At 73.0% G+C, this 12,617-nt stretch carries 11 protein-coding genes; 5 read left to right on the forward strand and 6 right to left on the reverse strand.

Annotated elements, in window-relative coordinates; translation table 11 throughout:
- Positions 1 to 372: 372 nt before the first annotated feature.
- Positions 373 to 1,194: a hypothetical protein gene (locus AMK16_RS13200; RefSeq protein ID WP_073915885.1), complete on the reverse strand. Its 822-nt coding sequence runs from the start codon at positions 1,192 to 1,194 to the stop codon at positions 373 to 375.
- Between the two features lie 5 nt (positions 1,195 to 1,199).
- Positions 1,200 to 1,835, reverse strand: a complete 636-nt coding sequence (locus AMK16_RS13205) for a papain-like cysteine protease family protein (RefSeq protein ID WP_073914071.1) — start codon at positions 1,833 to 1,835, stop codon at positions 1,200 to 1,202.
- Positions 1,836 to 2,064: 229 nt separating this feature from the next.
- Here AMK16_RS13205 and AMK16_RS13210 point away from each other — a divergent pair, with 229 nt between their 5' ends.
- Positions 2,065 to 3,000, forward strand: coding sequence for a hypothetical protein (locus tag AMK16_RS13210; RefSeq protein ID WP_073914074.1), 936 nt, complete (start codon positions 2,065 to 2,067; stop codon positions 2,998 to 3,000).
- A 669-nt stretch (positions 3,001 to 3,669) separates the two neighbouring features.
- Here the strand turns inward: AMK16_RS13210 and AMK16_RS13215 are convergent.
- Complete coding sequence (locus AMK16_RS13215) at positions 3,670 to 4,128, reverse strand: Rieske (2Fe-2S) protein (RefSeq protein ID WP_073914076.1); 459 nt, start codon at positions 4,126 to 4,128, stop codon at positions 3,670 to 3,672.
- Between the two features lie 138 nt (positions 4,129 to 4,266).
- Between AMK16_RS13215 and AMK16_RS13220 the strand changes: the two genes are divergently transcribed.
- Positions 4,267 to 5,172, forward strand: a complete 906-nt coding sequence (locus AMK16_RS13220; protein WP_073914078.1) for a carbohydrate kinase family protein — start codon at positions 4,267 to 4,269, stop codon at positions 5,170 to 5,172.
- Here the strand turns inward: AMK16_RS13220 and AMK16_RS13225 are convergent.
- Positions 5,162 to 5,785 carry a TetR/AcrR family transcriptional regulator gene (locus tag AMK16_RS13225; protein ID WP_073914081.1) on the reverse strand — a complete coding sequence of 208 codons (624 nt, stop codon included), beginning with the start codon at positions 5,783 to 5,785 and terminating at the stop codon, positions 5,162 to 5,164. The genes AMK16_RS13220 and AMK16_RS13225 overlap by 11 nt on opposite strands.
- Positions 5,786 to 5,851: 66 nt before the next feature.
- On the opposite strand from AMK16_RS13225, the gene AMK16_RS13230 reads away from it, so the two are divergent.
- Positions 5,852 to 6,502: an NAD(P)-dependent oxidoreductase gene (locus tag AMK16_RS13230; protein WP_073914083.1), complete on the forward strand. Its 651-nt coding sequence runs from the start codon at positions 5,852 to 5,854 to the stop codon at positions 6,500 to 6,502.
- 397 nt (positions 6,503 to 6,899) lie between these two features.
- Here the strand turns inward: AMK16_RS13230 and uvrA are convergent, their stop codons facing one another.
- The gene (uvrA, locus tag AMK16_RS13235; RefSeq protein ID WP_073914085.1) at positions 6,900 to 9,908 is read right to left on the reverse strand and encodes an excinuclease ABC subunit UvrA; all 3,009 of its coding nucleotides are present in this window, start codon (positions 9,906 to 9,908) and stop codon (positions 6,900 to 6,902) included.
- 187 nt (positions 9,909 to 10,095) lie between these two features.
- Here uvrA and AMK16_RS13240 point away from each other — a divergent pair, with 187 nt between their 5' ends.
- The gene (locus AMK16_RS13240) at positions 10,096 to 10,788 is read left to right on the forward strand and encodes a maleylpyruvate isomerase family mycothiol-dependent enzyme (protein ID WP_073915889.1); all 693 of its coding nucleotides are present in this window, start codon (positions 10,096 to 10,098) and stop codon (positions 10,786 to 10,788) included.
- 9 nt (positions 10,789 to 10,797) lie between these two features.
- Positions 10,798 to 11,454, forward strand: a complete 657-nt coding sequence (locus tag AMK16_RS13245; RefSeq protein ID WP_073914088.1) for an MBL fold metallo-hydrolase — start codon at positions 10,798 to 10,800, stop codon at positions 11,452 to 11,454.
- A gap of 134 nt (positions 11,455 to 11,588) precedes the next feature.
- Here AMK16_RS13245 and AMK16_RS13250 read toward each other — a convergent pair whose 3' ends face one another.
- Positions 11,589 to 12,572: a TerC family protein gene (locus AMK16_RS13250; RefSeq protein WP_073914091.1), complete on the reverse strand. Its 984-nt coding sequence runs from the start codon at positions 12,570 to 12,572 to the stop codon at positions 11,589 to 11,591.
- Between the last annotated feature and the right edge of the window lie 45 nt (positions 12,573 to 12,617).

The following is a 12,617-nucleotide window of genomic DNA, read 5'->3' on the forward strand; positions in this document are numbered from 1 at the left end:
GGTCCGGGGCGGAGCCGGGGGCAGGGCCACGGGTGAAGCCGGCGGGGGCCCGGGGTGAAGCCAGGGGCAGGCCCGGGGCGGAACCGGGGGGCTGACCCCAGGGCGGAGGCCAGGACGGAGCACGGAGGGAATCCGGGGCGGAGCCCGCAGGCGCCCCACATCCGGCCCGACCGCCCCGCCACACCCCTCCAGCCCCGCCGACGTGTGAGGCGCAGGGGCCCAGGGGCCGGTCGCCGACAGCGGCGCCGCACCTTTTCAGCCCCGCCGGCGCTTGAGGTGCCGGGGCCCGTGGGCCGGAACCCCGGGGCGGCCGGGCGGCGGATCGCGGGGCCCGGCCCCTGGCGGAGGCCGGGCCCCGCGGCGGCAGCGTGGCTACGCCAGGGCGTCGGCGGCGCCGGCCCGACGGCCCCGCCGCACGACCACGACCCCGGCCGCGCCGAGCAGCACCAGCGCCCCACCCCCGGCCACCACGCCCACCGGCAGCACCGGCAGCACCGGCAACGCCGGCCCCGCCGCACCCGCCGGACCGCCCGCCTCGGCGTAGCCACCCGCACGGCCATCCTTCGCGTACGCCGAGCCGGGAAGCTTGTCCCCGTACGCCCGGCCCACCCGAGCCCGGTAGGCGGCCAGGCTCGAACCCCCGGCGCCGACGGCCCGCACCGCGTCCTCGTCCAGCGGCAGCACCCGGCTGCCCCCGGCGACGTACCAGGCGTCGATCTGCGGCTCCCGGAACACCGTCCCGCCCGGAAGTTTCGCGGCGCCCAGCTGTGCGTAGCGGAACTCGTCGTCACCGGTGGCGATGTTCACCACCTGCCAGCCGGCTGCGGTCCGCGCGGTCCACAGGGCGGCCTGCTGCCCGTCGGAGGAGACCGCTTTGCTGGCGAGGAACTCCAGGCGGGCGACCGGCGCCCCCGCCTTCCCCGCGACGAAGTCCGGGGAGAGGTAGCTGACCGGGACGGCCTCCCCCTCGATCCGGGGCTGCGCGGCGGCGAGCGAGACCTTGCCCTCCCGGGAGAAGAACCGGGAGAGGGTGGCCAGGGTGTCGGGTGCGGCCGCGGCACGGGCAGCGGCGGCACGGTTCTCGGCGGAGGCCGCCCCGGGCTGCGGCACGGGGGCCGCGGCGGCCTGCGGGGCCAGGCCGAGGAGGGCGGTGGCGGCGAGTACCGCGGCGGCGGCAGTGGCGCGCAGAGTCATGGCGCTCACGCCCCGATCCGGTAGAGGGAGTGCGTCCAGGAGAAGCTGCTGTTGTCGACGTACCAGGCGTGGGAGGCCCAGTTGTAGCGGTCGCTGGAGGGCCACGGGTCACCCCAGTAGACCCAGCTGTTGGTGGTGTCGTAGCCGTAGACCACGTGCATGTGGCCGCCGCCGTTGGACCACTGGATGCGGGTCTCGATGGGGCGGTTGGCGTTGATCTCGGTCTGGACGGTCGCGTACTGGAGCCAGCCGGTCACGTAGGAGCCGGAGTTGATACCGGCCCAGCGCAGGCCGGTCTGGACGTTGGCGAGGTTGGCCTGGTTGTTGGGGCACTCGGAGCCCTGCTGGCGGTTGAAGGCGGCGTTGCAGAACTGGTTCTGGCTGTAGGTGCGGCCGAACCAGCCCGCGATGGTGTTGCCGCTCGCGGCCCAGCACCAGTTGGTCTTCTGCTGCGCCTGCATGGTGATGTTCAGGCGCTTGGAGGCGAGGGCGGACCCGCTGACGGCATCGGTGGCGGCGGTGGCGGCGGTGGTGACGGTGCCGGCATCGGCGGCGGTGGCGGTGCCGGCACCGAGGGGCAGGGCGAGGAGCAGGGCGGAGATGAGGGCGGCCGGGGAAAGCCGCCGGTTTCGGTTGCGCATCGCGTTCCTCCCGAGGTGGGGGGGGTGGGGGTGGAGGAGCGCGTCCGGACGCTGTGGAGGAGCATCGGGGTGTTGTCGCGATCAGGTCAACACGCTTCAATACGCGGTGACATCGCGGTGTGAACGGTGGGGCTGTGGTGTGAACGGTTGCTGTCGTTTCACCTGGTCCCCGGGCGTCACCGGCGCGTCGCACGCCCGGCCGGGAGTGAACGTTCACAGAGGAGTCCCCATGGCCCCGCCGCCCGCGGACACGGCGGAACTCGGCCGCCTGTTGCGCGGCGGCCCCTTCCACCTCGCCCTGCGCGCCGCCCTCGCCGCGCGGGGCCTGCCGCTGCACCGGGTGCAGCGCCGGCTCGCGGCGCGCGGCATCAAGGTCGGTGTCACCAGCCTCAGCTACTGGCAGCAGGGGGCCCGTCGCCCGCGGCACGCGGAGTCACTGCGGGCTGTCAGCGCGTTGGAGCAGATCCTGGAGCTCCCGGACGGCGCCCTCCTGCGCCTGCTGGGCGGCCCGGGGTCCGACGCCGGGCCCGCGCGCCCGGCCGCCCGGCCGTACCGGGCGCTCGTGAGCGTCGGCGGCGCGGTGGAGCAGCTGCTCGACGGGATGGAGCTGCCGCCCGACGGCGGGCTGCACTCGCTCGGCCACCACGAACGGGTCCGGATCGGGGCGGGCGGCGAGATGCGCAGCAGGGAGTCGCAGCAGATCGTCCGGGCCCACCGCGACGGCGTCGACCGCTACCTCGCCGTCCACCATGGCGACCCCGGGTGCGATACGTCGCGGATGGAGGTGACGGCGTACGAGAACTGCCGTACGGGGCGGGTCCGGCGCCACCCGGAGGCGGGGGTGGTGGTCGCGGAGCTGCTGTTCGACACCCGGCTGCGGCGCGGCGACACCTACGTCTTCGGCTACGGCGTGGAGGACGGCACGGGCGCGCGCAGCGGCGAATACGTGCGGGGTTTCAGCTACGCGGGGGGCCAGTACATGCTCCAGGTCCGCTTCGACGAGGCGGCCCTGCCGGTGCGCTGCCGCCGCTTCTCCCGCACGGGCCCCCACGCCCCGCGCACGGCCCTCACGGACCTCACCCCGAGCGGCCGGCACCGCGCGGTACACCTGGTGGAACAGTCGGTGCACCGCGGAATCCTGGGCATCGCCTGGGACTGGGACTGACGCGAAACGACCCGCCGCCGGCGGAAACGGCGATCGCCGCAGGCCGGGTACGGCACGGGCCGCCGCACCACGGGTACGAGAGGCCGAGAACGGCGCGGGCCGCGAGCAGCACGCCGAACGCCGCCCGCACCCAGGGCACGGCGCCGCCCGAAAACGGCCCAAACGGCACGCCGCGGGCCGAACAAGAGCCCGCAGGCCACACGCAGCCCGGCCCGGACCCACGCCGCAAGCAGGCCGGGCGCGGGCCGTGGGCCGGGCGCAGCACGGGTCGGCAGCGGACCGGTACGGGCGGCAAGCCGGCCGCGGCGGCGCACGACGCGGCGCAAACCGCACACCGCGGCCAAGCCCAAGCCCCGCGCCGACACGGCGCGGCCCCGGACACCACGCGCCGGGCGCAGCACGGGCACCGGCCGCAGGCCGGGCGCAGCACGGGCACCGGCCGCAGGCCGGGCGCAGCACGGGCACCGGCCGCAGGCCGGGCGCAGCACGGGCACCGGCCGCAGGCCGGGCGCAGCACGGGCACCGGCCGCAGGCCGGGCGCAGCACGGGTCGGCCGCAGCCGGTACGGGCGGCAACCCTGCCGCGGGCCGCCGGCGGACCACGACGCGGGCCGGACGCAGGACAGGCACAGGCCGGACGCGGGCCGCAGGCCACGCGGCGGGCGAGCGGTCAGCCCGCTACCAGCCTGCCGTTCTCCATTTTGACCGGGACGGCCGGGAGCGGCTCGGTGGCCGGGCCGCTCAGGACCTTGCCGGTCGCCACGTCGAAGCGGCTGCCGTGGCAGGGGCAGTTGCCCTCGCCCTTCACGATCTTGTCGAGGACGCAGCCGGCGTGCGTGCACCGGGCGCTGAAGGCCCGGTACTGCCCCTCCGCCGGGCAGCTGACGACCAGCTTCTCCTCCCGGTACAGCTTCGCGCCACCGACCGGGACATCGGCCGCGGCCCCCAGGTCGACCGGCCCGGCGGGCGTCGCGGGCGACCCCCCGCCGCTCGCGCTCTGCGGGGAGCAGGCCGCGAGCGCCGACCCCGCTCCGACGGCGCCCGCGAGCGCGGCGGCGCTCCGCAGGACGGTGCGGCGGGCCGGGGCCGCCCCATCGCGGTGGCCGGGCACGGACTGGGGGGCGGACATGCGGTTCTCCTGGGGCTGGGCACGGGACCGGCGGGCGCGGCCCGATTCGTCCGACGTCCTGGCGGCTGCGGCTCTGCGCCTGGCCGGGGCGCCGGCCCACCCGACGATACCGCCGTGTGATGGGGTACCTTCCCCCGCGTGATCGTCGTCGGCGGAGAAGCCCTCATCGACCTGGTGCCCGTGGCGGAGCCGCCGGGCGCGCTGCTGCCCCGGCCGGGCGGCGGACCGTACAACACCGCGCTGGCGCTCGGGCGTCTCGGTGCCGAGGTGGCCTTCTGCTCCCGGGTTTCCACGGACGGCTTCGGCGAGAGCCTCCTCGCCGGCCTGCGGTCGGCCGGGGTCGACCTGTCCTTGGTGCAGCGCGGGCCTGAGCCGACCACGCTGGCCGTGCCCTCCCTGGCGCCGGACGGATCGGCTTCGTACGGCTTCTACGTCGAGGGCACGGCTGACCGGCTGTTCACCCTGCCGCCCGCCCTTCCGGCGGGGGCACGGGCCCTCGCGCTCGGCACCTGCTCGCTGGTCCTGGAGCCGGGCGCGAGCGCGTACGAGGCCCTGGTGCGCCGGGAGTCGCGGCGCGGGCTGCTGACCCTGCTGGATCCCAACATCCGGCCGTCGCTGATCGCCGATCCGGACGCCTACCGCACCCGCTTCCTGACCGGGCTGCTGCCGTACGCCTCCGTGCTCAAGCTGTCGGAGGAGGACGCGCGCTGGCTGGGCGGCCGGGTCTGCGACTGGCTGGCGGCGGGCCCGTCGGCCGTCGTGCTGACCAGGGGCGCGGCGGGCCTGACGGTGTGGACGCGGGACGGGGAGGAGTACTCGGCGGCGGCCCGCCCGGTCGCCGTGGCGGACACGATCGGGGCGGGCGACACCGTCAACGCCGCCCTGATGCACCGCCTCGCGGGGGCGGGGGCCGGAGCCGTGGCCGGAACCGGGACCGATCCGGTGGACTGGCCCGATGTGCTGGCCTACGCCGCGCACGCGGCGGCCCTGACGTGCACGCGGGCGGGCGCGGAGCCGCCGTACGCGGCCGAGCTCAGCGGATAGCGGCCCACACGGTCCGGGCCACGGCGGGGGCGAACTCCTCCACCGGCTGGACCACATGGGCGCCGGAGAAGTGCAGGAAGAAGGCGCGCTGGAAGCACGCGCCGAGCAGCAGGGCCGCAGCGGCCCGTGGATCGGCGTCGGCTCGCAGCCGCCCGGCGTCCAGCTCGCGTCGCAGCCGCCCGGTCAGGGCGTCCAGGACCACGTGCGGGCCGGCCCCGATCTCCTGTACGCCGTCGCGGTGCCGGGCGAGCAGGGCGGGGTCGGCGAACAGCGAGGCCGCCATCGGCATGGCGTCGGCGTAGAAGAGCGAGGCGTGGCGGGCGATGGCGACGAGCCCCTCCTCGACTCCTCTCTCCCCCGCCCCCGCCTCCGCTCCCGGTTCGGCGAGCAGCGCGGCCATCAGCGGACCCGCGTTGGGGGTGCGCTCCATCAGCACACGCACGAACAGCTCTTCCTTGTTCGCGAAGTACTTGTACAGCGCGGCCTCCGAGCAGCCGGCTTCGCGGGCGATGGCCTTGGTGGTGGCCGCGGCGAGCCCGGTGGTGCGCATGAGGGTCTCGGCGGCGTCGAGGAGCCGCTCGGGAGTGGGACGGCTTGACTTTGGGGTGAGCACTCGCTCACCCTAAGGGAAGCAGGGGTGAGTAAACACTCACCCACCCCCTGGATGCGGGAGACGGCTGTGCGGATCACGGTGTTCGGAGCGACGGGCGGCGTAGGCCACGAGGTGGTACGAAAGGCACTGGCCGCAGGCCACGAGGTGACGGCCGTGGTGCGCGACCCCGCCCGGCTGGACGTGCCGGCCCAGGACCGACTCCACGTAGCCGTCGTGCCGGCCCTGACGGACGAGGACGCACTCGTCCCGCTGCTGGAGGGGCGGTCCGCGGTGATCTCGGCACTGGGGGCGGCGAGCAACCGGCAGGCCAAGGCCGCCCCCGTCACGGGTCCGGCCGTACGGGCCGTCCTCGGGGCGATGGACCGGGCGGGCGTGCGCCGCCTGTCGGTGGTCAGCGCGGCCCCGCTCGGCCCGGACGCGGCGGGCGACGGCTTCCTCAGCCGGTCGGTGTTCCTCCCGCTGCTGCGGTGGGCGCTGCGGGACCTGTACGCGGATCTGGCGGCCATGGAGGCGGCCGTCGTCGCCAGCGGCACGCAGTGGACGGTGGTCCGCCCGCCGCGCCTCCTGAACCGGCCCGGCACGGGCACCTACCGCCGCGCCCTCGACGCCAACGTCCCCCGCGGGCGCGTCATCCCCCGGGCGGACGTGGCCCATGCCCTCCTGAGCACCCTGACGGACCCCACCACGACCGGCCGCGCCCTGGGCGTAGCCACCTGACCCACCACCCCTGCCGACCCACCGCCCCACGAGTCCCGGCGCCCCTCCCGGCCCCGGCACACCCCCGCAGACGTTCGAAGCGCCGCCGGGCCGGGAATAGACCCCGGGGAAAGGGCCCCACACACCCCCGGCCACCACCCCGGCACCGGCTCGTCTCCCTCCCCGCCTCAGCAGCGCGCCCTCCACCCTGCAGGCGGTGGGAGGCGCAGGGGCCCTGGCCAGGCCCCCGCCAACGGCACTGCACCCCCCGACCACCCCGGCCCGAAGCACTACCGGCCCCGGCAGAGCCAGCGACAACGGCAATGGCACCGCCACCGCCAGCGCCAGCGCCAGCGGCGGCACGCGAAAGGGGCCCGGCCGCCAGGCCGGACCCCTCACCGCCGAGCCCGCGCAGCGGCTACGCCTTGCGGGCCCTCGGCACCGCCTTCTTCGCCGGCGCGGCAGCCGCCTTCTTCCCCGCAGCCGCTTTCTTCGCCGGGGCCGCCTTCTTCGCCGGGGCCGCCTTCTTGGCCGGGGCCTTCTTCGCCGCCGACCTCGCCGGAGGCGACCCGGCATCGGAGACCCGGTCCGCCCCCAGGATGTCCCGCAGGAACTTGCCCGTATGGCTCGCCCCCACCGACGCGACCTGCTCCGGCGTTCCCTCGGCCACCACCACGCCGCCGCCGTAGCCGCCCTCGGGGCCCATGTCGATGACCCAGTCCGCGGTCTTGATGACGTCCAGGTTGTGCTCGATGACGATCACCGAGTTCCCCTTGTCCACCAGCCCCGACAGCACCTTGATCAGCTTCGAGATGTCCTCGAAGTGCAGACCCGTGGTCGGTTCGTCCAGCACGTACACCGTCCGGCCCGTCGAGCGCTTCTGGAGTTCGGAGGCCAGCTTCACGCGCTGTGCCTCACCACCCGACAGCGTCGGCGCGGACTGGCCGAGGCGGACGTAGCCCAGCCCCACCTCGTTCAGCGTCCGCAGGTGCCGCGAGATCGTCGGCACCGCCTCGAAGAAGTCCAGCGCCTCCTCGATCGGCATGTTCAGGACCTCGGCGATGGATTTGCCCTTGTAGTGGACCTCCAGCGTCTCCCGGTTGTACCGGTCGCCGTGGCAGACCTCGCACGGGACGTAGACGTCCGGCAGGAAGTTCATCTCGATCTTGATCGTGCCGTCGCCGGAGCAGTTCTCGCAGCGGCCGCCCTTGACGTTGAAGGAGAAGCGGCCCGGCAGGTAGCCGCGCACCTTCGCCTCCATCGTCTCCGCGAACAGCCTGCGCACGTGGTCGAAGACACCGGTGTAGGTGGCCGGGTTGGAGCGCGGGGTCCGGCCGATCGGCGACTGGTCCACGTGCACGACCTTGTCGACGAGGTCGTCCCCGTCCACCCGCGTGTGCCGCCCCGGCACCGAGCGGGCGCCGTTCAGTTCGCGGGCCAGGTGCGTGTACAGGATGTCGTTGACCAGGGTCGACTTGCCGGAGCCGGAGACACCGGTCACCGCGGTGAGCACACCCAGCGGGAAGGAGACGTCGATGTCCCGCAGGTTGTTCTCCTTGGCGCCGTGGACGGTCAGCCTGCGCTCCCCGTTCACGGGCCGCCGCGTGGCCGGCAGCGGGATGGACCGCTTGCCGGAGAGGTACTGCCCGGTGATCGACTCGGAATTCTTCAGCAGTTCCTTCAGCGAACCGCTGTGCACGACCTTGCCGCCGTGCTCGCCCGCGCCCGGACCGATGTCCACGACCCAGTCGGCCACCTTGATGGTGTCCTCGTCGTGCTCGACGACGATGAGCGTGTTGCCCATGTCCCGCAGCCGCACCAGCGTCTCGATCAGCCGGTGGTTGTCCCGCTGGTGCAGGCCGATGGAGGGCTCGTCCAGCACGTAGAGCACGCCCACCAGGCCGGAGCCGATCTGCGTGGCCAGACGGATGCGCTGGGCCTCGCCGCCGGACAGGGTGCCGGCGGCGCGGTTCAGCGAGAGATAGTCCAGGCCGACGTCCACGAGGAAGCGCAGCCGCTCGTTGACCTCCTTCAGGACCCGCTCGGCGATCTTCTTGTCGCGGGCGTCCAGCTTCATCCGGCCGAGGAAGTCCGCGCACTCGCTGATCGACATCGCCGCGACCTCGGCGATGGACTTGTCCATCACCGTCACCGCGAGCACGATCGGCTTGAGGCGGGTGCCCTCACAGGTCGGACAGGGCACCTCGCGCATGTAGCCCTCGAAGCGCTCGCGGCTCGCGTCGCTCTCCGACTCGGAGTGCCGGCGCTTGACGAACGGCACGGCGCCCTCGAAGGCCGTCGTGTACGCCCGCTCGCGCCCGTACCGGTTGCGGTAGCGGACCTCGATCTGCGTCTTGTGCCCGTAGAGCAGGGCCTTCTTCGCGCGCTGCGGCAGCCCGGCCCACGGGATGTCCGTACGGAACCCCAGCTCGCCGGCGAGGGCGCCGACGAGGCGCTGGAAGTAGTCCTTGGTGTGGCCGAGGGACCACGGCGAGACCGCGCCCTCGTCCAGGGACTTCTCCTCGTCCGGAATGATCAGGTCGGGGTCCACCTCCATGCGCGTGCCGATGCCGGTGCACTCGGGGCAGGCACCGAAGGGCGAGTTGAAGGAGAAGGAGCGCGGCTCCAGCTCCTCGAAGGAGAGGTCGTCGTAGGGGCAGTAGAGGTGCTCGGAGTACATCCGCTCACGCTCGGGGTCGTCCTCCGCGAGGTCGACGAAATCCAGGATGACCATGCCGCCGGAGAGGCCGAGGGCGGTCTCCACCGAGTCGGTGAGCCGGCGCTTGGCGCTGTCCTTGACGGTGAGGCGGTCGATGACCACCTCGATGGTGTGCTTCTCCTGCTTCTTCAGCGTGGGCGGCTCGGAGAGCTGGATCGTCTCCCCGTCCACGCGCGCCCGGCTGTAGCCCTTGGTCTGCAGGTCGGCGAAGAGGTCGACGAACTCGCCCTTGCGCTCGCGCACCAGCGGCGAGAGCACCTGGAAGCGGCTGCCCTCGGGCAGCGCGAGCACCTTGTCCACGATCGCCTGCGGCGACTGGCGCGAGATCGGCCGGCGGCACTCGGGGCAGTGCGGCTTGCCGATGCGCGCGAACAGCAGGCGCAGGTAGTCGTAGACCTCGGTGATGGTGCCCACGGTCGAGCGGGGGTTGCGGGAGGTCGACTTCTGGTCGATCGAGACGGCCGGGGAGAGGCCCTCGATGAAGTCGACGTCGGGCTTGTCCATCTGCCCGAGGAACTGGCGGGCGTAGGACGAGAGCGACTCGACGTAGCGGCGCTGGCCCTCGGCGAAGATCGTGTCGAAGGCCAGGGAGGACTTGCCCGAACCGGAGAGCCCGGTGAAGACGATGAGTGAGTCGCGGGGCAGGTCGAGCGAGACGTTCTTGAGGTTGTGCTCGCGAGCGCCACGAACGATGAGACGGTCGGTCACGCCGGTCCGCACCTTTCTTGAGAGAGCGGGGGCACGGGGCCCCCGTCCCAGGGTATGGGGGGCGCCTCTGCGTTGGACTTGGACAGTGGACTTCCGAGCGTATAGCACGCACATTCGATTTACGGCACCCGAAGGACCGCTTCACCCGATCGTGTGGCCGGGCCACGCGACCACTACGCTCGGCGCCATGACTGATCATGTGCGCGACCTGCGATCTGTCCGTGAGGCCACTGACCGGCTACTGGCCGCCGTCGCGAAACTGGACAACGGCGCCGTCGCCGAGGAGTCACACCTTCCCGGCTGGAGCCGCGGCCACATCCTGGCCCACCTCGCCCGCAACGCCGACGCACTCGTCAACGTTTTCGAGGGCCGCCCCATGTACGAGAGCGCCTCCGCGCGCGACGCGGACATCGAGCGTGACTCCGGCCGGTCCCTTGGGGAACACCTGACGGACCTCCGTGATTCCGGGGCCCGTTTCCTGGCCACCACGGAGCCCGCCCAGGACTGGTCCCGCACGGTCGAGCTGCGGAACGGCGTCACCGACCTCGCCGCCAACGTGCCGTTCCGCCGGCTCATCGAGGTGGAGCTGCACCACGTCGACCTCAACATCGGCTACGAGCTCGCCGACCTCTCGGACGAGTTCACCTCCCGCGAGATCACCTTCCTCGCGGACCGCTGGTCCGGACGCCCGGAAGTCCCCCCGGTCACGCTGACGACGGCCCACGACGACCGCGTCTGGCACACGGGCGGCGCCGCGGGGACTCCGGTGACGGTCACGGGCCCCGCCGACGAGCTGCTGGGCTGGCTGGCGGGCCGCGGCCGGCGGGGCGCGGGCCTCACCGTGGACGGCGGGCCCCTGCCCGAGCTCCCGTCGCTCTAGGATCGGACCATGACGTACAGCGGAGCGGTCAAGGTCGGCGGTCCGGCCGACGTGCACGAACTCGCGGACCTGATGATTTCCAAGGTCGCAGTGGGTGGGATGAACAACAACGCCTACCTGCTGCGCTGCCGGGCGACCGGCGAGCAGCTGCTGATCGACGCGGCCGCGGAGCCGGCGACGCTGCTGAGCCTGATCGGCGACGACGGCATCGCGTCCGTCGTCACGACGCACCAGCACGGCGACCACTGGGGGGCGCTCCAGGCCGTGGTGGAGGCGACGGGGGCCACCACGTACGCGGGCGCCGACGACGCCGAGGGCATCCCGGTGGCCACCGACGTCCTGGTGGCGGACGGGGACACCGTCCGCGTGGGGCGGGTGGCGCTCACCGCGCGCCACCTGGTCGGACACACCCCTGGCTCGATCGCCCTCGTCTACGACGACCCGCACGGGCACCCGCACGTGTTCACCGGTGACTGCCTGTTCCCGGGCGGCGTCGGCAACACGGGGGGCGACCCGGAGGCGTTCGGGCGGCTGATCGACGACGTCCAGCACAAGATCTTCGAGCAGCTGCCGGACGAGACCTGGGTGTACCCCGGGCACGGCGACGACACCACGCTCGGCGCCGAGCGGCCGCACCTCGCCGAATGGCGCGAGCGCGGCTGGTGAACCGGGACCCGCGGCCGGCAACCCCGTACGCGGTCCGTATCTTCCGGTCGGTGATGACCGCACCCGCCTCCTGAGGGCGGGGACGCGAACGGGGGCGGCCGCAAGGGCCGCCCCCGTATCGCCGTGCGGGCCGGTCAGGCGTCGACGTTCTCCGGGCGGGCGGCGGTTTCGGCCGCCGCCTGCTTCTTCGAGGCGATCAGGCTGGTGATCGTGGTGATGGCCAGGACCCCGCAGATGACGCCGAGGGAGACCGGGATCGAGATCACCGGGACGTGCACCCCGGACTCGTGCAGGGCGTGCAGCACCAGCTTGACGCCGATGAAGCCCAGGATGATCGACAGGCCGTAGCTGAGGTGGACCAGCTTCTTCAGCAGGCCGCCGATCAGGAAGTACAGCTGGCGCAGGCCCATGAGGGCGAAGGCGTTGGCGGTGAAGACGATGTACGGGTCCTGGGTCAGGCCGAAGATCGCGGGGATCGAGTCCAGGGCGAACAGCACGTCGGTGGTGCCGATGGCGAGCATGACGACCATGAGCGGGGTCAGGACGCGCTTGCCGTTGGCGCGGATGAAGAGCTTCGTGCCGTGGTACCGGTCGGCGACGCCGAACCTCTTCTCGACGGACTTGAGGAGGCGGTTCTCCTCGAACTCCTCCTCGTCCTCGTCCTTGCGGGCCTCCTGGATCAGCTTCCAGGCCGTGTAAATCAGGAAGGCGCCGAAGATGTAGAAGACCCAGGAGAAGCTGGCGATGATCGCCGCGCCGGCCGCGATGAAGATCGCGCGCAGCACCAGGGCGATCAGGACGCCCACGAGCAGTACGCGCTGCTGGAGGTGGGAGGGCACAGCGAACTTCGCCATGATCAGCACGAAGACGAAGAGGTTGTCCACGCTCAGGGACTTCTCGGTGATGAAGCCCGCGAAGAACTCCTGGGAAGCCTGGCCATTGCCGAAGAACCACAGGCCGAGGCCGAAGAGTCCGGCGAGGACGATCCAGACGACCGTCCAGATGCCCGCTTCCTTGATCGATACGTCGTGCGGTTTGCGGCCGATGAGGAAATCGGCGCCGATGAGGAGCGACAGACCGAGAATGGTCAGCGCCCACAGGGTCCAGGAAACTTCCATGATTGACACGCCTCCGGCGGATGGCTCAGCACTTCGTCAGCGTCA

The organism is Streptomyces sp. CB00455 (assembly GCF_001905445.1).
In the GTDB taxonomy this organism is placed as follows: domain Bacteria; phylum Actinomycetota; class Actinomycetes; order Streptomycetales; family Streptomycetaceae; genus Streptomyces.